This is a genomic window from Klebsiella sp. 141251 (genome assembly GCF_050600725.1).
GTDB lineage: Bacteria > Pseudomonadota > Gammaproteobacteria > Enterobacterales > Enterobacteriaceae > Klebsiella > Klebsiella aerogenes.
This window is the reverse complement of record NZ_JAQIRG010000008.1, coordinates 1-20,567: the sequence shown is the minus strand read 5'-3', so window position 1 is coordinate 20,567 and position 20,567 is coordinate 1. Positions and strand designations below refer to the sequence as shown.

18 protein-coding genes are annotated in these 20,567 nt (G+C 54.7%); 14 read left to right on the top strand and 4 right to left on the bottom strand.

Annotated elements, in window-relative coordinates; translation table 11 throughout:
• Positions 1-251 precede the first annotated feature (251 nt).
• The 4 genes from PGR09_RS17890 to argE are packed head-to-tail and all read left to right on the top strand — an operon-like array spanning position 252 to position 3,793.
• Positions 252-1,517 carry a flavin-containing monooxygenase gene (locus tag PGR09_RS17890; RefSeq protein WP_430916374.1) on the top strand — a complete coding sequence of 422 codons (1,266 nt, stop codon included), beginning with the start codon at positions 252-254 and terminating at the stop codon, positions 1,515-1,517.
• A 28-nt stretch (positions 1,518-1,545) separates the two neighbouring features.
• Positions 1,546-1,968, top strand: coding sequence for a RidA family protein (locus PGR09_RS17885; RefSeq protein WP_047042999.1), 423 nt, complete (start codon positions 1,546-1,548; stop codon positions 1,966-1,968).
• 9 nt (positions 1,969-1,977) lie between these two features.
• Positions 1,978-2,652: a DUF1028 domain-containing protein gene (locus PGR09_RS17880; protein ID WP_430916373.1), complete on the top strand. Its 675-nt coding sequence runs from the start codon at positions 1,978-1,980 to the stop codon at positions 2,650-2,652.
• Positions 2,645-3,793, top strand: coding sequence for an acetylornithine deacetylase (argE, locus tag PGR09_RS17875; protein ID WP_049059604.1), 1,149 nt, complete (start codon positions 2,645-2,647; stop codon positions 3,791-3,793). Before PGR09_RS17880 ends, argE begins: the two co-directional genes overlap by 8 nt.
• A gap of 41 nt (positions 3,794-3,834) precedes the next feature.
• On the opposite strand, the gene PGR09_RS17870 is transcribed toward argE, so the two are convergent.
• Together PGR09_RS17870 and PGR09_RS17865 are read right to left on the bottom strand one after the other, a co-directional pair.
• Positions 3,835-5,238, bottom strand: a complete 1,404-nt coding sequence (locus PGR09_RS17870; protein ID WP_047078363.1) for a purine-cytosine permease family protein — start codon at positions 5,236-5,238, stop codon at positions 3,835-3,837.
• A gap of 549 nt (positions 5,239-5,787) precedes the next feature.
• On the bottom strand, positions 5,788-6,390 hold the full coding sequence (locus PGR09_RS17865) for a short chain dehydrogenase (RefSeq protein ID WP_049061496.1): 603 nt from the start codon (positions 6,388-6,390) through the stop codon (positions 5,788-5,790).
• Positions 6,391-6,488: 98 nt separating this feature from the next.
• On the opposite strand from PGR09_RS17865, the gene PGR09_RS17860 reads away from it, so the two are divergent.
• From PGR09_RS17860 to PGR09_RS17845, 4 genes are all read left to right on the top strand, one after another.
• A complete protein-coding gene (locus PGR09_RS17860; protein WP_032712524.1) occupies positions 6,489-7,385 on the top strand; it encodes a LysR family transcriptional regulator in 897 nt (298 codons plus the stop codon).
• A gap of 54 nt (positions 7,386-7,439) precedes the next feature.
• A complete protein-coding gene (lysM, locus tag PGR09_RS17855) occupies positions 7,440-7,889 on the top strand; it encodes a peptidoglycan-binding protein LysM (RefSeq protein ID WP_015369692.1) in 450 nt (149 codons plus the stop codon).
• 14 nt (positions 7,890-7,903) lie between these two features.
• Complete coding sequence (locus PGR09_RS17850) at positions 7,904-8,329, top strand: YidB family protein (protein ID WP_430916420.1); 426 nt, start codon at positions 7,904-7,906, stop codon at positions 8,327-8,329.
• 344 nt (positions 8,330-8,673) lie between these two features.
• Complete coding sequence (locus tag PGR09_RS17845; RefSeq protein ID WP_430916372.1) at positions 8,674-10,083, top strand: purine-cytosine permease family protein; 1,410 nt, start codon at positions 8,674-8,676, stop codon at positions 10,081-10,083.
• Between the two features lies 1 nt (position 10,084).
• Here PGR09_RS17845 and PGR09_RS17840 read toward each other — a convergent pair whose 3' ends face one another.
• A complete protein-coding gene (locus PGR09_RS17840; RefSeq protein ID WP_047065659.1) occupies positions 10,085-10,939 on the bottom strand; it encodes an AraC family transcriptional regulator in 855 nt (284 codons plus the stop codon).
• A 229-nt stretch (positions 10,940-11,168) separates the two neighbouring features.
• Between PGR09_RS17840 and PGR09_RS17835 the strand changes: the two genes are divergently transcribed.
• Genes PGR09_RS17835 through PGR09_RS17820 form a run of 4 tightly spaced genes read left to right on the top strand, consistent with a single transcriptional unit; the run spans position 11,169 to position 16,071 of the window.
• Positions 11,169-13,007, top strand: coding sequence for a DUF2264 domain-containing protein (locus PGR09_RS17835; protein ID WP_430916371.1), 1,839 nt, complete (start codon positions 11,169-11,171; stop codon positions 13,005-13,007).
• Complete coding sequence (locus PGR09_RS17830; RefSeq protein WP_015369698.1) at positions 13,004-14,284, top strand: oligosaccharide MFS transporter; 1,281 nt, start codon at positions 13,004-13,006, stop codon at positions 14,282-14,284. The genes PGR09_RS17835 and PGR09_RS17830 overlap by 4 nt, the downstream gene beginning before the upstream one ends.
• A gap of 13 nt (positions 14,285-14,297) precedes the next feature.
• Positions 14,298-15,488 carry a glycoside hydrolase family 88 protein gene (locus PGR09_RS17825; protein WP_430916370.1) on the top strand — a complete coding sequence of 397 codons (1,191 nt, stop codon included), beginning with the start codon at positions 14,298-14,300 and terminating at the stop codon, positions 15,486-15,488.
• 22 nt (positions 15,489-15,510) lie between these two features.
• Positions 15,511-16,071 (top strand): DJ-1/PfpI family protein, encoded by a 561-nt coding sequence (locus PGR09_RS17820; RefSeq protein WP_063416509.1) that lies wholly within the window; start codon positions 15,511-15,513, stop codon positions 16,069-16,071.
• Between the two features lie 56 nt (positions 16,072-16,127).
• Here PGR09_RS17820 and PGR09_RS17815 read toward each other — a convergent pair whose 3' ends face one another.
• Positions 16,128-17,060: an alpha/beta hydrolase gene (locus tag PGR09_RS17815; RefSeq protein ID WP_047078368.1), complete on the bottom strand. Its 933-nt coding sequence runs from the start codon at positions 17,058-17,060 to the stop codon at positions 16,128-16,130.
• Between the two features lie 1,296 nt (positions 17,061-18,356).
• Between PGR09_RS17815 and PGR09_RS17810 the strand changes: the two genes are divergently transcribed.
• The gene (locus tag PGR09_RS17810) at positions 18,357-18,815 is read left to right on the top strand and encodes a phage tail assembly chaperone (RefSeq protein ID WP_047078369.1); all 459 of its coding nucleotides are present in this window, start codon (positions 18,357-18,359) and stop codon (positions 18,813-18,815) included.
• Positions 18,816-18,952: 137 nt separating this feature from the next.
• Positions 18,953-20,567, top strand: a 1,615-nt coding sequence (locus tag PGR09_RS17805; protein WP_430916369.1) for a BapA/Bap/LapF family prefix-like domain-containing protein, incomplete at its 3' end; no start/stop codon positions are given.

Sequence of the window (20,567 nt, the reverse complement as noted above, 5' to 3'; positions counted from 1 at the left end):
TTTATTGCCTATAAAAAAACGAAGCTCTGACGATATTTTTATGAGCCTCGAAAGTCATGGTTGTTTTTCCTTTCAAAATCTCATGCCTGAAAAATAAATACTGCGTATTAGCGTGGCGGAAATGGCCTGGCGGCGGGGCGAATCCGCTGCATCATTATTTTATTCTCAGGTGCTAAATTTATAATAATTTACCTGTGCATAACGGTTTATTAACCTCGGTCATGAGCAGAACATCACCGAAGGACATATTTATGACCGTAGAAAAAATACAAATCGAGACGCTGGTTGTTGGTGGGGGGCAGGCCGGTATCGCCATGAGCGAGCACCTGAGCAAACAGGGGATTTCGCATCTGGTCGTGGAAAAGAATCGCATTGCCGAAGCCTGGCGTACCGGCCGCTGGGATTCGCTGGTGGCGAACGGCCCGGCGTGGCATGACCGTTTTCCGGGCATGGAGTTTAAAGGCGGCGACCTCGATGCCTTTATTGCCAAGGATGATGTTGCGCAATACTTTGTCGATTATGTGCGCGAGTTTAATCTTCCGGTCCGTACCGGCGTGGAAGTTAAAAGTGCGGTGCGTAACCACGGGCGTCCGGGGTTTACCATTGAAACCACCGACGGCGTGATTGAAGCGCTGAATATTGTCGCGGCGACCGGGCCGTTCCAGAAGCCGATTATCCCGCCGATCGCTCCGCGCGACAGCGCCATCCATCAAATTCATTCGGCGAAATATTACAACCCGCAGCAACTGCCGGAAGGCGCGGTGCTGGTGGTGGGCGCGGGCTCGTCCGGCGTGCAAATCGCCGATGAACTGCAGCGCGCGGGCCGCAAGGTTTATCTGTCGGTCGGCGCCCATGACCGCCCGCCGCGCGCCTATCGTAACCGGGATTTCTGCTGGTGGCTGGGGGTATTAGGCCTGTGGGATGCCCCGGCCAGCGAACCCGGTAAAGAGCACGTCACCATCGCGGTTAGCGGCGCGCACGGCGGCCACACGGTTGATTTCCGCGAGCTGGCGCATCGTGGTATCACGCTGGTTGGTCTCACCGAATCCTTCGCCGGGGGAACCGTCTCCTTTAAAAATAATCTCGTCGAAAACATTCGCCTCGGCGATGAAAACTATCTGGCGCTGCTGGATGCCGCCGATGCTTATATCGCCGCCAATGGCCTGGATTTACCGGAAGAGCCCGCCGCACGGCAATTCTTAGCGGACCCGGAGTGCATGACGTCGCCGATCCTCTCGCTCGATCTGGCGCAGGCGGGGATTAACACCATTATCTGGGCTACCGGCTATGCGGTGGACTACAGCTGGCTCAACGTCAACGCTTTCAACGAACAGGGCCGTCCTCAGCATCAGCGCGGCGTCTCCAGCGAACCGGGCGTCTACTTCCTCGGCCTGCCGTGGTTATCGCGCCGGGGATCAACCTTTATCTGGGGCGTCTGGCACGACGCGAAGCATATCGCCGACCATATCGCCACCCGCCGTAAATACACCCAGTACAAAGACGCCAGCCAGCGTTAATCATGACTTACTGAACAGGATAACCCTTATGCCGACCCATACTCGTATTCGGATGTTCAATACCAAAGAGACTTACCCTAATCAGACGCTGGACAATGATTTATGTCAGGCGGTACGCGCCGGTAATACCGTCTACGTTCGCGGCCAGGTAGGGACGGATTTTGAAGGCAATCTGGTGGGCCTTGGCGACCCGCGGGCGCAGGCGGAGCAGGCGATGAAAAACGTCAAACAGCTGCTGGAAGAGGCGGGGAGCGACCTGTCGCATATCGTGAAAACGACCACCTATATTATCGACCCGCGCTATCGCGAACCGGTCTATCAGGAGGTAGGCAAGTGGTTAAAAGGCGTGTTCCCGATCTCCACCGGGCTGGTGATTTCCGCGCTGGCGCAGCCGCAGTGGCTAATGGAAATTGATGTAATCGCCGTCATCCCTGATGACGCGGCGAAATAAGGAGGCAGAATGACATTTTCGATTGCCGCACACTGCCCGGAAAGCGGGCAGTTTGGTATCGCGATCAGCTCTTCAAGCATTGCCGTCGGCGCCCGCTGTCCGTGGCTGCAGGCGGGGGTAGGGGCGGTATCGAGCCAGAACATTACCTTACCGGCGCTGGGGCAACTCACTCTGGCGCAGATGGAGCAGGGGCTGACGGCGGAGAAAGCGATGCGTCGGGCGCTGGCGGAAGACGACTTTAGCCGCTATCGGCAGATTATCGCCATCGACGCCAGCGGCCAGACCGCGTGGTTCAGCGGCGATAAAACGCTGGGGACCTGGCATGTTGTGCAGGGCGATAACTGTATCGCCGGCGGTAATATGCTGGCATCTGAAGCGGTGATTGCCGCGATGGCGGCAACGTTTTCGCAAACCGAAGGCGAGCTGGCGACGCGGCTGGTTGCCGCGCTGCAGGCCGGCGTCGCCCAGGGCGGCGAGGCCGGGCCGGTCCATTCGGCGGCGGTGAAAGTGGTGGATGATTACTCCTGGCCGCTGGTGGATCTGCGCGTCGACTGGAGTGAAACGGACCCGATTGGCGAGCTGGCGGCGCTGTGGCAGGCCTATGAACCGCAAATGCAGGCCTATGTCACGCGCGCCCTCGACCCGCGGGAGGCTCCCAGTTACGGAGTACCCGGCGATGAATAGTCGATTACAGGATATTCTGGCGCGGCTGCTGGCGTTTGACACCACCAGCCGCGAATCGAACCTGGCGATGATCGACGATATTGCCGATTATCTCCACGGCTTCGCAATCGAAACGCAGCGCTTTTATGATGCGCAAGGGCGAAAAGCTAATCTCTATGCACGACTGGGCCCCGCGGGGCCCGGCGGCGTTATGCTCTCCGGCCATACCGATGTGGTGCCGGTTGACGGCCAGCCATGGACGGTTCCCCCTTTTGCCCTCACGCAACGCGATGGCCGCTGCTACGGCCGCGGTAGTGCCGATATGAAAGGCTTTCTCGCCTGCGTACTGGCCGCCATTCCTGATTTTCTCGCCCAACCGTTACGCATGCCGCTGCACCTGGCTTTTTCCTACGATGAAGAGGTGGGATGTCTTGGCGTACGCAGCCTGGTCGCCCATCTGCAGGCGTCGACAGAGAAACCGGCGATGTGCATTATCGGCGAGCCGACGGAGATGCGCCCGGTCTATGGTCACAAGGGGAAGCTGGCGATGCGCTGCGATGTTCACGGCCACGCTTGCCACTCCGCTTACGCGCCCGATGGCGTGAATGCGATTGCCTGGGCGGCAAAGCTGATTGGCCGCCTGGATGAGCTGGGCGAGCAGCTTGCGCTTCGCCAGGATACGCGTTTCGATCCGCCTTTCAGCACCCTGCAGGTGGGGGTAATTAAGGGCGGCGCGGCGTTGAATATTGTACCGCAGCACTGTCAGTTCGATTTTGAAATTCGCCATTTACCGGATGTGTCGGTCGATGATGCGCTGGCCTCGCTGCAGGCGTATGCCGAAGGCGAGCTGTTGCCAAAAATGCGCGCGACGGCGGCGGAATCGGCTATTACCTTTCAACCGCTCAGCCAGTATCCCGGCCTGCTGAGCGACCCGCAGTCGGCGTTCGCCGGCTGGCTGGCGCAGTGGGCCGAATGCGAGGATTTTTCAACGGTCGCTTTTGGCACCGAAGGCGGATTGTTTGATGAGGCCGGCGTGGCCACGCTTGTTTGTGGCCCGGGGAGCATGGAGCAGGGACATAAGGCGGATGAGTTTGTTAGCGAGGCGCAGTTGGAAAAGTGCGAGCAGATGTTGAAAAATCTCTGCCGCTGGATGTCAGCTTAAACGCCGGCGCGCCGCGAAGGCGGCGCGCTTTCTTGTAGGCCTTAAACCTTCTCTTTTGCAAAAGCCATGCTTTTAACACTCTTCGCTTTCGAGAAATAATAATAGACCGGCGAGACCACCAATAAACCCACAATCCAGGAGAGATCCGCGCCGCCAAAGGAGAGGGCGATTGGCCCGGTATAAATTGAGGTCGACATAAACGGTACTTCGACCAGAATACCGAGGATATAGCAGGATATCGCCGTTGCATTAAAGTAACCGTAAATACCGCCGTCGCGTTTAAAGAACGATTCAACGTGATATTCGCCGTGGGCCACTAAATAATAATCGACCAGATTAATCGCCGTCCACGGCACCAGCACATACAGCAGCACGGTAATAAAGTTAGTGTAGATTAGCAGGAAATTTTCCTGGCCATAGATAGCGAGGAATATCTCCAGCAGCATGGTCAAAATAGCGGTGATAATGCGTGCCCGTGCCATCGGCGACCAGCCATCGATAAAAGTCTGGCCGAGCGTCAGGGTACAGAGTACGCCGCAGTACAGCATCATCGAGTTGGTGGCGGCGATCCCCAGCGCCAGTACGATAATCACTATCGCCCCCATGCTGCCGGTCAGATCCATAATCCCTTGAATGATATCGTCATTACCGATACAAATCGCCACCAGCACCCCGAGCACCATCGGCAGATAGGAGCCGAGAATGCAGCCAAAATAGCTGGCGTAAAAGACGCTTTTATCGTTGGTGCTGTAGGGCATATAGCGGGAATAGTCAGAGACATACGGCGCATAGGCCAGCTGCCAGAGCGCGGCGATAGAGACGGCGCCGAGAAAGCCGACGATGTTGAAGCCGCCGCGGTCGACAAAGTCGCCCGGCAGGCCATGGATGAAGACTATCCACACGAAGGTTGCCACCAGTACAATGCCTGAAATCCACGACATGATCCGCGCGTAGGAGTGGATGATCTTATAGCCAAAGATGGTGGCGAACAGGCTTAGCGCGCCGACCACGATAATCCCGATGTCCGAGTTCATCGGCTGATAAATCGCGTGCATCGACTGCCCGCCGAGCACCAGACTGGAGGCGGTAAAGCCGATATACATCAGTACGACGATGGAGACCACCAGTACCGAACCATAGGAGCCAAATTGCCCCTTGGTCTGGACCATTTGCGGTACCCCGAGTTTTGGCCCCTGCGCCGAATGCAGCGCCATAAAGAGCCCGCCGACCAGGCTGCCGATAAATAGCGCAATCACTGACCATAAAAAGGAAAGGTGGAAAATCGTCACCGACATCGCGCCGGTGATGACCGTTAACAGCATAATGTTGGAGCCAAACCAAATGGTAAAAAGATCGCCTGGTTTGCCGTGGCGCATATTTAAGGGGATAGGTCTGATGGTATTACTTTCAAGATTCTCGACATTAACAGATTGATGTTTTGTCATGGTGCTCTCTCATTATTTTGGTCTTCATCAGCGTAAGAGTGATATTTCAATGAGGAGTACAGCTAATCTACTCATCACAACATTTCATTCACCATTTTTACAACTCTGTATCATTTGCGAAATGACAAAAAATATCGGTGCTGGATATAAAAAAAATGCTTTACCCGGCGCTGGAAAAACGCTGCATCTGTGCGTTGCGCTATTTTTAGAGTTTTATGCTTTGTGCTTAATTTTTTACTGGCAAACCCGCTGATGGTTTTTTATCGGGCAGATAAAACTCTGCCATATTGCGAGGAGATTAGAATGATGAACCGTAGAGAGAAATAACAATTCCCTGTTTTTATTATGGTCTAATGAGATAGGAGCTTGGCCCGATAAAATAATGGGGAAATAAAATAATTAGCTGATACATCATGACATTAGTATTATCGTGTGGTGTATCCTAAAGGCGCACAAATAACAGGGTTAAGTGCGTTATGCGAGGCGCTTCACAATAACCAACAGATATTTAATATAAGGGCAGGAATACGACATCCTGCCCGAAAATAATTAATAACCGACTTTATAAACCCGCCCGCTTTGGATCCCTTCGACGCTGCGGCGATAGGCCTGCGCCACCGCTGCGGCCGGTACGCTGGCGAAACCGGGGAAGAAACCATCATAGGTCTCGACAGACTCACTGAGCACGGTGGGGCTTATCAGGTTAATGCGGATCCCGCGCGGTAATTCGCAGGCGGCGGCGCGAACGAAACCCGCCAGTCCGGCATTGACGGTGGTGGCATTCACCCCTTGAGCGATCGGTTCATCGGCGACGATGCCGCTGATAAGGGTTATGGAACCACCATCGTTAAGATAATGCTGGCCGGTGAGGGCGAGGCGAATCTGCCCCAACAGTTTATCCTGCAGTCCCTGGTCAAAATCGCGGTCGGTCATCGTGCTTAGCGGGCCAAAGTATAAGCTGCCGGCTGCTGAGACAATGGCATCGACCGGGCCAACTTTCTCGAACAACGCCTGCACGCTGTGCTGCGAGGTAATATCAACCTGCTCGTCGCCGTGGGTGCGGCCAACGCGGATAACTTCATGCTGGCGGCTCAGTTCTTCCGCAACCGCGCGGCCAACGGTACCGCTGGCGCCAATAACGATAATTTTCATCGCAAACTCCTCAGTGAAGTGAGCCTCTATTCTTTAATTAATCGATTGTCGGATAAACTGGCTAAAAGTTAGATGATTGCTAACCAGAGGTTTGCAATATGGATAAGCTGCGTGGAATGGAGACGTTTGTCGCGGTGGTAGAGTGCGGCAGTTTTACCGGCGCGGCGACGCGCCTTGAGATGTCGGCGGTGATGGTCGGCAAATATATCGCCTTAATTGAAGGCCAGCTCGGCACCCGCCTGCTGGAGCGAAATACCCGTCGGCAAAGCCTGACCGATGCCGGGCGAGTCTATTTTGACGAGGCGCGGCGGGTACTGGAGCAGGTGGCGAATGCCGAGCGTTCGGTTGAACGGTTACGGCTGGCCCCTGCCGGTACGCTACGGGTGAGCGCGCCGGTTTCTTTCGGCGCCAGCATTATCGCGCCGCTGACCGCCTCCTTTCTGCAGGCCTGGCCGGAGGTACGCGTCGAGCTTGATTTGACGAACCGCATGGTGGACCTGGTGGATGAGGGAATCGATCTGGCGATTCGTATCGGTGACATCCAGCGTACCGATCTGGTGGCGAAGTATCTCGCTCCCTATCGTATGGCGATCTGCGCGGCGCCGGATTATCTGGCGCGCCACGGCACGCCGCAGACGCCCGCTGATTTAGCCGGACATCAGTGTCTTTCGCATACGGTGTGGACCGCGCGCAACGAGTGGCGGCTGCCGGGCGCTGCGGAAGAGGTGCGCTGGAAGCGCGACGCGGTACTGCGCTGCAACGATGGCTACGCGCTGCGTATGGCGGCGGTGGCCGGCGCCGGGCTGTTATTGCAGCCGGAAGTGCTGCTGGCGGAAGATTTAGCCAATGGCCGACTGGTGCGTATTTTGCAAAATTACACCCCGGAACCGAGGCCGATACACCTGCTGTGGCGCCAGGATCTGCGCCCGTTGCCGAAGCTTACCCGCTTCGTCGAGCATTTGTTAAAGGAAGTGAACGGTATTTATAAGCTATGATTATCGTGTCTGATGAAAGCATTCATCGTGAAACAGTAATGGAGGTATGGATAGATGGGATTATTAAGTTTTGTGAAAGAAGCGGGCGAGAAGATCTGGGATGCCGTGTCCGGCTCCAGCAAGGAAGATCAGGCCGACAAGCTGAAAAAACATATTGATAGTCTTAACCTGCCTGGTGCCGAAAAGGTCAATATTGCCGTAGCGGACGATGGTACCGCGACGGTAACGGGCGATGTCGGTTCACAGGAAGATAAGGAAAAAATTCTGGTGGCGGTAGGTAACGTAACCGGGATTGGCCAGGTCAACGATAGCGTTACTGTGACGCAGAGCGGGGCGGAAAGCCGTTACTATACGGTTAAATCCGGTGATACCCTCAGCGCCATCTCAAAAGCGATGTATGGCTCCGCCAATGACTATCAGCGTATTTTTGAAGCCAATAAACCGATGCTGAAGCATCCCGATAAGATCTATCCGGGGCAGGTGCTGATTATCCCGGCGAAGTAAGCCGTGAATCAGGGATTAATAGCAACGTTTTGATGGAGATTGTAATGGGATTATTAGATCAAATCGGCGGCGTGCTTGGCGGGCAGGCTGGCAAAGCTGAACAACTTCAGGCGATCATGACCTGGATTGAACAGCAGGGCGGTATCCAGGGAATCCTGGAAAAATTCCGCAGCGGCGGCTTAGGTGAAATCGTCGAGTCGTGGCTTAGCCAGCAGAGTAATATGTCGGTGAACAGCGATCAGATTACCTCGGTGTTCGGCTCGCCTGCCCTGCAGGATCTCGGCGCCAAACTGGGCGTTGATTCGCAAACCGCCTCATCGCTGATTGCGGAATACCTGCCAAAAATCGTCGATGGCCTGTCGCCGCAGGGCGAAGCGCCGTCCCAGGGCGACCTGGTCTCCGCAGGACTTAATCTACTGAAAGGTAAGTTTTTTAGTTAAGCGCTAGCCGTTTGAGTTTTAACTTATCACATAATACGGGCCTGAATAACGGCCCGTATTTTATTATCCGCCATAAATTCATCTCATCACGATTATTTATTCTGTATTACTAATTGACAATTTACCGCTGCGTTGAAAATATCATTATTTAATCTTACCGGAACGGTTATGATAAATTTTTATGATATTTATCGGCGTTCTGCCGGGCTAATTAGTTTTTTTATTTTCTGTAGCCATAAACAAAGTAATTTACCCTTTCGCTAAATAATGCGCATTATCTCCAAAACATAAAAACACCTGCACATCACAACCATTATTAATGGTTCCTGACTTTGGAGAATGCTATGCCGACCAAAGAATCATCGCCGCCGCTTATTGAGAAGCACACCATTGGCTATATTCCGCCAGAAGATCGCCACGGTAAAACCCGCGATCTCTTTACCCTGTGGTTTGGCGGCAACATCGCGCCGCTGCCGATCGTTACAGGCGCCCTGGGAGTACAGATCTTTCACCTGAATCTGCTGTGGGGGATCGTTGCGATTTTAGTCGGCCATCTGGTCGGCGGGGCGCTGATGGCGCTGCACTCGGCGCAAGGGCCGCAGATGGGGATCCCGCAGATGATCCAGAGCCGCGCGCAGTTTGGATCTTTTGGTTCGCTGCTGGTGGTGGCGATCGCCGGGGTGATGTACGTCGGTTTCTTTGCTTCGAACATCGTGCTGGCCGGGCAGTCGCTGCACGGCATCGCTCCCGCGGTTCCGCTACCGGTGGGGATTGCGATCGGCGCGGTGGGATCCTGCGTGATTGGCATCATTGGCTATCGATGTATTCACATTCTCAACCGGATCGGCACCTGGGTGCTGGGCATCGGCATTATGGTCGGCTTTGGCTACATCTTCACTCATCTGCATACCGCCGATTTCTTAACTCGCGGCGGTTTTTCCTTCTCGGGCTGGCTGGCCACCGTGTCGTTGGCGGCGCTGTGGCAGATTGCCTTCGCCCCGTATGTTTCTGATTATTCGCGCTACCTGCCGGCGGATGTTCCTGTCGCCGCGACGTTCTGGGCCACCTACCTTGGCTCGACGCTCGGTTCCAGCCTGTCGTTTATTTTTGGCGCGGTAGCGGTGCTGGCAACGCCGGTGGGGCTGGAAACCATGGATGCGGTAAAGCTGGCGACCGGCGCGATAGGCCCGTTGATGCTGGTGCTGTTCCTGCTGAGCGTCATCAGCCATAACGCGCTTAATCTGTATGGCGCGGTGATGTCGGTGATAACCCTGGTGCAAACCTTCCTGTGGCGCTGGATCCCCGGCAGTCGTAGCCGGGCGCTGCTGTCGGTCATCGTGCTTATTTGTTGCGTGGCGGCGGCGATCTTCGCCTCGGCGGACTTTATCAGCCACTTTATCGATCTGGTTCTGGCCCTGCTGGTGGTGCTGGTGCCGTGGACCGCGATAAACCTGATCGACTTCTACGCCATTCACAAGGGCAACTACGATATTAACTCGATATTTCAGGTGGATGGCGGTATCTATGGCCGTTACAACCCGCACGCGCTGCTGGCCTACGCCATTGGCATCCTGGTGCAGATCCCGTTTATGAATACCCCGCTGTACGTTGGCCCGGTCTCGGCGTGGTTTAACGGCGCCGATCTCTCCTGGCTGGTCGGCCTGCTGGTGACCTCGCCGTTGTACTACTGGCTGGCGAGCCGCGATAGCGCCTGGCGTCGCCGTCAGGTTGGCCTCAAGCAGGCGATGGATTAAGTTATAAAGCGGAGCGCCGCTGGCTGGCCTTACGGTACTGCAGCGGCGTCTGGCGCATCATCTTTTTAAAACAGGTAATGAAGTAGGTCACCTCGCCAAATCCCACCGCCACTGCGATGGCATCAACGCTCTCATCGCTATTACGTAGCAGATCGCAACTGCGTTTTATTCGCCGGGTGAGCAAATATTCATGGATATTGCCGCCGGTCTGCTGACGAAAAACCCGCGAGGTGTAGCTGCGCGAAAGTCCGAGGTCGCAAGCCAGCTGGTCAAGGGAAAACTTGCTGGCATAGTGGGCTTCGATCCAGTTCATAATCCGCGAGGCGACGGTCTGCTGGCGCGGCGGGTAGCGTTGCGGCTGCTCGGGTAGAAACGTCATTAGCTGCATCATCAAAAACGCCACCTCGCAGGCGGTGGTCTGCTCGTTATCCTCCAGACGCTGAAACTGTTCAAGGATCCTTTCGATAAATGCCGCGTGCTCGCTGAGGTCGTAAATTTGCGCCGGCAGATTGCTGGCGGCCAGCGCCGCGAACTGGGCCTGATGGCGCGGGAAAGCGCTGAGCGCGCTCTCGACGACCGACTGCTCAATGTGCATGGTGGTGCGGTGATAAGGATTTTTATCGCTATGATCGACCTGCACTTTGTGCAAACGGAAGGGCGGGAAGATAAATAATCGCCCCGGACGGGCGGTGTAGTGCTGGTTATCCACCACCACGATGCCATAGCCGCTGGAAATATAAAGCAATTCAACGCATTGATGCCAGTGGTAGTAAAGCACGCTGGTGGTGTACATGCGATTAAACGAAATGGCCTGCCGATCGAGCGTAATACGTTCCAGCAGTTGCGCTTCGCCCATTTTGCCTCCAGGACAACAGATTTAAATTTTTACGCCATCATTTGCAATTTATCCTCCGCGCGGTCGACAAAATCCAGCAAAAATGAAATGGCGGTTTAAATTTGTGAGTCCGCTCACTCAGCGCCGGGAATAAAAGCGGTTACTCTTCATCCAGACGTCGCACACGTGGCTTGATAAAAGCTTAATAACAATAACTTACCTCTACCCTCGTGTTATACGGGAGGACCCTGTGCAACCTGAAAATATTCATCTGGATAACCCACTGATAAGCCGGGAAGAGGTGCTACGGCTGGTCAATGAAATGCTGAATGCGGTAGCGCCTTATTTTAAAAACGACGCCAGCCGCATTGATTTAGCGAACTTCACCGCTCACTACGGCCAGCAGGTCGCGAGCATGGAAACCTTTTCCCGGCTGCTGTGGGGCGTAACGCCGCTGTTGGCTGGCGGCAGCGAGCCGCAGCATTTCTCCTTCTATTTACAGGCGATAAAAAACGGCACCAATCCGCAGCATGCCGATTATTGGGGCGAAGTCGCGCCTTACGATCAACGCATCGTCGAGATGGCGGCTTACGGACTATTGCTGGCGCTGGCGGGCGAAACCGTACTGGCGCACTTCAACGCTGTGGAAAAAGAGAACTTATGGCGCTGGCTAAAGCAGTGCGAGACCCAGGATATCCCGGATAATAACTGGCACTTCTTTCCGATTCTGGTGCAGGTTGGCTTTCATTATTGCGGAATGCCGACCAATCCGCAGGCGCGGGAAGATCATTTTGCCGCAATGGAACGTTATTACCTCGGCGATGGCTGGTACTCGGATGGTCCGGGCCGCCCGCGCGACTATTACATCTCGATGGGCTTCCATTTCTATGGCCTGATTTACGCGAAGCTGATGGCCGATGTCGATCCGCAGCGCTGTGCGGAACTGCGTCAGCGGGCCGCGCGTTTCTCCTCTGACTTCATCCATTTCTTTGCCGATGACGGCGCGGCGATCCCGTTCGGCCGTAGTCTGACCTATCGCTTTGCCGAAGCGGCGTTCTGGAGCGCGGCGGCCTTCGCCGGGCTGGAGGTATTTTCGCCGGGGGTGATTAAAGGCATCGTATTGCGCCACCTGCGCTGGTGGCTGAAACAGCCGATGTTCGATCGCGACGGCGTACTGAGCGTCGGCTACAGCTACCCGAACCTGGCGATGGCGGAAGATTACAACGCGCCGGGTTCACCGTACTGGGGGCTGAAAACCATGCTGGTGCTGGCGTTAGGCGAGGGCGACGCCTTCTGGCAGGCGACTGAGTTGCCGTTGCCGCCGCTGCCCGCGCAGCACACAATAGCCCATGCGGATCAGGTGCTGGTACATCAGGCCGATCACCTGTGGATGCTGACTTCCGGCCAGCTGGAGCTGAACAACTTCGTTAATACCGAGGCGAAATACTGCAAATTTGCCTACTCCACCCGCTTTGGTTTCACCATTGAACGGGGGCGCTACGGGTTGAACCATGCCGCTCCCGATTCGATGCTGCTGCTGGCCGAAAAGGATAACTACTGGCGCGGTCGCCGCGAATGCCAGCAGGTGGTTACCGCTGATGGCACTATTTACAGCCGCTGGCTGCCGTGGCGCGACGTGGTGATTGATAGCTGGCTACTGGCGCTGGGCGACTGGCAACTGCGCGTCCACCGCATAGCTACCCAGCGCGCGCTGGATTGCGCAGAAGGCGGCTTTAGCCTGGCGAATCGTCCGCTGCCGCAGGCGCAAGAGAGTGACGGCGCCTGCTGCTTACGCAACGCCCGCGATATCTCGGCGATTTTCTGTTTACATCCGCACGCCCGCCGCGGCGAGACGGTGCTGACGCCGCCGAACAGCAATCTGTTGTTCGCCGAACGTGCGGCGGTGCCGGTGCTGCGCGGCGAGCTCGATGCGGGGACGCATTGCCTGGTAAGCGCGGTATGGGCGGGGAATGCCGCCGACTTCGAACCGCAACACTGCCCACAGGCCTTCATTAGCGATGACGCGGTACGCTTCGTGACGGCACGACAAGAAACGACGCTCGTTCTGGCCCCGGAGGCATCGCTATGAGCACATCATCATCCGTACGCGCCGCGCAGTACAAAATGAGTACCTTTATTTTTCTCTACTTCTTCACCTGGTCATCCAGCTTTGGCCTGTATGCGCTGTGGCTGAGCCAGAAGGTAGGCCTCGATAGCATTACCATCGGCAGCGTGTTCGCCATTAATGGCGTTTTCGCGGTGGTCCTTAAGCCGGTGTATGGCTATATCATGGACAAAATCGGCATGAGCAAGTGGCTGCTCTATTTTGTCTGCGCCATTTCCGCGCTGATGGCGCCGTTCTTCGCGCTGGTGTACCAGCCGCTGCTGCAAAGCCACGCGACGCTGGGGATTATCATCGGCGCGCTGTATTTGAGCCTCGGCTGGTACGCCGGGGTGGCGGCTTCCGAATCTTATGCCGACCGCTTTAGCCGTCTGTACGGGCTGGAGTTTGGCCGTATCAGAATGTGGGGTTCGCTGGGCTGGGCGATGGCGGCTTCGGTCTCCGGACTGCTGTTTAACTTCACGCCGCTGGCTAACTTTTTGCTCAGCAGCGGCACCTCGGTACTGATGCTGCTGGTGCTGATTAGCCTCAAAATTGGTGATGAACAGCTGCGCAATAACAACGTTATTTCCGCGAATAAGATCGTCTTTGCCGATGTGTTGATGCTGCTGAAAAATCGCAAATTCTGGATGTTCAGCCTCTACGTCGCCGGAGTGGCGTGGATGATGTTCATCGCCGAGCAGCAGTTCCCGCGCTATTTCGTCTCGTTCTTTGCCACCAAAGAGCAGGGCAACGCCTGGTACGGCTATCTGAGTACCGTCCAGTCGGGGATGGAGTTCGTAATGATGATGTTTATCCCATGGCTGGTGAACCATTATGGCGCCAAGCGCGGCCTGCTGTTCTGCGGCTGCGTAGTGGGGGCGCGGCTGATTGCCTCCGGCCTGACCAATGACCCGATTGTCATCTCCATCATCAAACCGTTTTACGGCGTTGAGATCGCGCTGCTGCTGATTTCGGTCTTCAAATACATCGCCGAACACTTCCATCGTCGGGTTAACGCCACGATGTACCTGCTGGGTTACCAGGCGATGATTTATGTCGGATCGATTGTGGTCGCGCCGCCGGCGGGTTACCTGTACGACAAAATCGGCTTTGAGCATACCTATCTGTTGATGGGCTGCTGCGCCCTGACGTTTACGCTGATTTCCGCTTTTACGCTATCGCGCTGCCAATCGAAGCGCGATGCCTCACGACCCTTTACTCCGGCTTTAGATACCGCCTCGGTTGAACCGGCCAAACATTAATTCAGGAGTTGTTATGACCAAATCTGTTATCACCGAAGCGCTGCGGCCGATAGAACTGTATCAGGTTGACCGCCTGGCGTTGAGCCAGAAGCTGGAAGATGCGCTGGCCCGCGTGACGCGCAAGCTCGACAAAAATATCGTTGCCTTCGGCGATAAGTTCCCCGGCGAAGCCTGTGAAAACGGCATCTGGCCGCGTACCGATAACGTAGAGTGGACCACCAGTTTTTGGCCGGGCCAACTGTGGCTGGCGTGGGAGATGACCGGCAAAGCGCGCTACCGCGAAGCCGCTGAGCGCTATTTGCCGTCGTTCGCCCGGCGTATTGAGCAGCGTATCGACACCGCGACCCACGACCTCGGCTTCCTTTATTCGCTCTCCTGCATCAGCGCCTGGCGGCTCACCGGCAATGAAGCCGCTCGCCAGTCGGCGCTGCTGGCTGCCGAGCGCCTGATGGAGCGTTTTAACCCGACGGCCAAAATTATCCAGGCGTGGGGCGATTTAAACGATCCGGAACAGCAGGGGCGAATGATCATCGACTGCAATATGAACCTGCCGCTGCTGTACTGGGCCAGCGAGCAGACCGGCGACCCGCGCTACGCGCAGGCGGCAACGGCGCATGCCGGACAGGCGGCGAATTATATCGTGCGTGAAGATGCCTCGACTTATCACACCTACTATATGGATGTGCAGACCGGCGAACCGCGCTTTGGCAACACCCATCAGGGCTACAGCGATACCTCATGCTGGTCGCGCGGCCAGGCGTGGGGCATTTACGGTTTCCTGCTGAGCTATCAGCACACCGGCGATAAGCAGATGGTTGAGCTGTCGCGCAGCCTGGCGCACTACTTCCTCAACCGCCTGCCGGAAGATGATGTTTGCCATTGGGATCTGGCGCTGCTCGGCACCGATGCCGTGCGCGACAGTTCGGCGGCGGCGATTGCCGCCTGCGGCCTGCTGGAGCTGGTCAAAGCGCTGCCTACGCTCGACGCCAACCGCGCGTATTACGAAGAGATGGCGCTACGCATTGCGCTATCGCTGACCGACAACTACCTGGCCCACGACGATGACCCTACCGAAGGGCTGCTGCAGCACTCGGTTTATCATATGGGCAGCGGAAAAGGCGTCGATCAGTGCTGTAGCTGGGGTGACTATTTCTATCTTGAGCTGCTGGCGCGGCTGCGACAGATTTGGTACCCGTACTGGTAATCCTCAAGGAATGGAGAGCGAGATGAAAAACGTAGCCGTGTTATTAGCCCCCGGGTTTGAAGAGGGGGAAGCGATAGTCACTATCGATATCCTGCGCCGTCTGAATATTGCGGTGCAGACGATTGCCTGCGGCGAGAGTCGCGAAGTGGTGAGCTACCACGCTATCCCGATGCTAGCGGATAGCACCCTGAAGGCCAGCTTCGATCAAACCTTTGATGCCGTGGTGTTGCCGGGCGGCCCGGAAGGCAGTGTTAATCTGGCGAAAAGCGCGGAGGTTATTGCCTTCGTTCGCCGCCACGATGAAGCGGGTAAATATATCTGCCCGATTTGCTCCGCCGCCGCCCGCGTGCTGGGCGGCAATGGGCTGCTGAAGGGGCGTCGCTATGTCTGTTCCGGCGATCTTTGGCAGCAGGTGAGCGATGGCGTGTACGTGGATGCCGACGTCGTGGAAGACGGCAATCTGCTCAGCGGCCGGGGGCTGGGCAAGGTATTTGATTTCGCTTTCACCCTGGCGGCTCGGCTGCAGGGCGATGAAGCGCCGGCGCGCGAACAGGCGGAACATATTTATTATCCGTGGCTCTAGCCGCTCGGCATGCTGTTGAAGGTTTCACTGCCCGTGTTATGCGGGCAGTGGCTGGATTAGTGGCAGTCTGGTACGCGTTCAGCTTTTTCACGGCTGATATCTAGCAGCGCGCTGCGGAAAGAGGCATTAAACATCGGTCCATGGCCCAGGCCCGGGAAATCCCAAACAGCGGCATCTACCTCTTTCTCTTTCAGCGTAGTCATCGCGGTATTCACTTTTGTTAGCACGTGATCAGCGTTCGAATCCCGCTTATCGCCCGGCGTCGCTGACCCTTCCATAATGACCAGACTTTTGCCGCAGTACGACGCAGGTTCGGCCGTCGTGATGCGGCTAAGTAGCGCAAAGTTATCCCGGCTAAGCGATGGACTGGCGCTGTAATAAGCGTGGAAGTACGAGGACGACAGCCAGGAGTCGAGTACGAACAGGCCGCCGTAGGAGTGGCCCCACAGGCCGCGGCGCTGCGGGTTGATATGCAGACCTTGCTCCGCCTTAAGGGCGATATGCGTTTCCAGCAACTGACGGAAGCCATGACTCCCCCCGTTTTTACGGCCAGTCGGCGTTGCGCCCTTGCTGTTGTCAACAGGCGTATAGTCAAAGGACCGGCCCTTCAGATCGAAAGGCAGGTTGGTCCGATAGCCGACCGCGACGATCACCGGCGGCGATTGCGCCGTGAGCTGTTTGAGCAGCTCGTCAGAAAGTCGGTCCATTACCGCATTACCGTCAAGCATGTATAACACCGGGTAGCCGGTGGGCGGCGCGGCTTTGTTCGGCACTGCCGTCCACACCCGATAGTGGCGTGCGCCGTCGGCGGAATCGAACTGATGGACGCTGAAGTGGTAAAAGGCCGAACCCTTTTCGGCGATATTGGGCCCCAGCGGCTGCATATCGGGTTTTGCTAAGACAGGAGCGCTGTAACTGAGCGTAAGGCAAGAGAAAATGGCAAAAAGCGTCCTGCGCGGGGGCGTGGAGCGAGACTCGCGGGCATACATCTGATGATTTTTCCTTTTCCGCCGGTGAATTTTAATTTTAGCCTGCACATACCGTTTGGGGGTACCGTGCCAGACAGGGTGTTAACAAAAACAATAATAAGAATAATTACCAATTTCATTTAAGGATTGCAATGATTAATAGGAATCGAATGAAAGCGGAAAGGCGTATAGGGCAAATCTCAGTTGTAGGGAATGGAGGGAATATCAGATCGGAGCAGTAAGCGCTCGGAAAGTAAGGATAAAAAGGAATGAGCGGGGGACACGGTAGGTGATAGATATGGACTGATGTCTGCAATCAGACACACCATGCGACGTGTTTTGATGTTTATTATTATTAAAGGTTGGTATGTAAATAGAGAGATGTAAACGTTCGTGGTTAATACTGTGGTGGTAGGAATGTTTATTATGATGGTTTTTTATAAAGATGGATTTCTATTTTATCCAAATGGCGGATTTCTTATTTCACCATAATTTCCCGGTATATTGTTCTTGGTAAATATAGTTATATGGAGCATTTTTATAAAGTGTATTAACGCGGCAGGGGCCTTGCAAGCGGGAGAGAATATTATAAGGAGGGAAATATTCTCTCCCTCCACCGGAAAGTGAGGGAATGCCATAGGATAATGTGGCCACGGAACGTCCCGCATTTTTCTGGATAGATGATAAGAAGTGCTTACGCTTTCCATTGATTTCAATTGTTTTTCTTTTTTGCAATCATGGAATTATACACTCGCCATAATGACACTATCAACATTCCAGGCGCCGGACGTCGTTCGTCCGAAGGAACCCCCTCAGCGGCGTCCAGTCGCATTAGAGAATCGCCGTAACCCTTTCATACTACAGGTATAACCAGAGCCACTTCTGGTTATCGTTTTTCTTGCGACTCTCTCCGGCCTGCGAGCCTGTTGATGGGCAGAGCATCGTCAAAAAAACGCCGTTTTTTTTATATCTTAAGTGCGTGGTAATTTGTTTTTTTATCAATGGGTTATTGTGTTTTGCTAAGGTAAGTAAAGATAACTTTAGGGGTTGGGTAGATGTTGATAAGAATAATGAAGCTAACTTCATTTTAAATTAAGCGCAAAGCTAACTATCTTGGCATTTAATTCAATCTATTACTTTCTTTACCCTCAGCAGGAAAGAGGTTGTAGACGCTGGTGGTTTATTCATCGGCGCTGTGATAGCGCGTTTGAGTTGGCCGTAACCATCCCCGGTAATCGGGGGAAACACATTGATTTTTCGGGGGGAGAGAGGGCGGTCTTCTCCTGAAACACTATTCATCCCGCCAGAGAAAACATTATGGAAACTAAAGAGTTTGTTCTGAACGACAAAAAATTCATGTTGGTAAAATTACAAGCGTGGAATCGCCTGATGTTTGTTGCGGATTTACAGAAAGATATTCTTACGCCGCTTCTGGATAACCTGGGCGAAAAATCTCTGGAAGGTGTTTTTTCAGCTGTATCCGAGCAGGGCGCTAAGCCAGATGTAATGAAGTTATTAAAATCACTGTCTGGTGTAATCGATAGTCGTAATTTAGAGAAATGGGTAAAAAGAGTACTCTCTGAGGGAATGATTGTTTCTATCAAAGAGGATGAACAAAAAGTAAAACTATCTTTCCACGAGCTTACAAAACTATTCTCGGCTCCGCAAGATATTATCATGCTGATGAAAGAAGCCATTGTATTTAATCTCGATGGCATTCTCGACATTATTAAGGGTATGGGAGGGAAAAAGGCTGATACACCGCAAATAAGCTAAAGAGGAGCTCAGGAGAATAGCTCTTCAAACTATAAGAAAATACATTGAATCAGAAATGGAATAGGGATGTTCCTGGGTGGTTTTGAGCTTATCACCGTGTGTTTTCTTTTTTATTAATAAATATGGACTGAATTTATATGAATGGAACAATAGATTTTTTCTCGCCAACAGGCGAAAAACTCGCAAGCACGGCAGAAATGACAGGGGCTGCCCCGGTCGAAAGCGGAGCGATCCGTTTACCTGTATCTGCGAGGGATGTCACGGGCGTACAAAAGGATAAGAACGCCCTTAATATCTTAATGAAAGATAATCAAAAAATCGTCATCGAAGACTTTTTTGGCGACACAAAAAAGAAGCTGGTTTTTGACGATGGTAAGGAGATTTTTGAGGCTGATTATCTCGACAAAGAACAATTCAATGGTCTGCAATTTAAACCATTACAGAGCTTTGAAGAGGTGTTTACCGCGGCTGAACCAGCCGCGAACGATAGCGATGTTTATGTATGGGTCGTGCCATTAATCGCCGCGGTTGCGATCGGTGGTCTCGCCATTGCCGCCGTTAATGATAACGACGACGGCGGTGATAATAGCCAGGATAAGGCCAAAGCCAAACTCAAGGAAGCGAAAGACGGCGCCAATCAGGCGATCGACACTATGGCGTACCTGAGCAGCGAACAGAAAGAAGCCGCTCACCAGGCCGTTGAAAATGCGACCACCGTAGATGAGGTGCAGAAAGCGCTGTCCGGCGCCACGGCGAAAAATCTTGAAGAAGCCAAAGCCGATGCCAATCAGGCGATCGACGGTATGACGCATCTGAGCGATGAGCAGAGAGGGGCGGCTCAACAGGCGGTGAACGTTGCGACCGGCGTTGTGGGCGTAGAGGAAGCGCTTGCTGACGCGGTGGCGAAAAACCTTGAGGAAGGCAAAGCCGACGCCAGTGAGGCAATCAACGCCATGGCGTACCTGAGCGACGAACAGAAGGCTGAAGCTCAGAAAGCCGTTGATAATGCGACCAGCGTCGACGAGGTGCAGAAAGCTCTGGCCGATGCCGTAGCGAAAAACCTTGAGGAAGGTAAAGCCGACGCCAATGAAGCGATCGACAATATGGCGTACCTGAGCAACGAGCAGAAGGCCGAGGCACACCAGGCGATCAATGGCGCGACTGACATTGCGCAGGTGGAAAAAACCGAGGCCGATGCCGCGGCGACAAACCTTGAGGCAGGCAAAGCCGACGCCAACAAGGCGATCGACGATATGGCGTACCTGAGCAACGAGCAGAAAGCCGAGGCGCAGCAAGCGGTGAACGACGCGACCGACATTGCGGGCGTGGAAAAAGCGGTGGCCGATACCGCGGCGAAAAACCTTGAGGAAGGTAAAGCCGACGCCTATCAGGCGATCGACGATATGGCCTATCTGAGCGATGAGCAGAAAGAAGCGGCCCGCCAGGCGGTGAAAGACGCGACGGACCCGGCGGGGGTAGAGAAAGCGCTGACTGATGCCGTGGCGACAAACCTTGAGGAAGGCAAAGCCGACGCCAATAAGGCGATCGACGACATGACCTATCTCAGCGACGAGCAGAAAGAAGCGGCTCACCAGGCAGTGAACGACGCCACCGACATTGCGGGCCCGGAGAAAGCCGAAGCCGCCGCTGCCGCGAAAAACCTTGAGGAAGGCAAAGCCGACGCCAATAAGGCGATCGACGACATGACCTATCTCAGCGACGAGCAGAAAGAAGCGGCTCACCAGGCAGTGA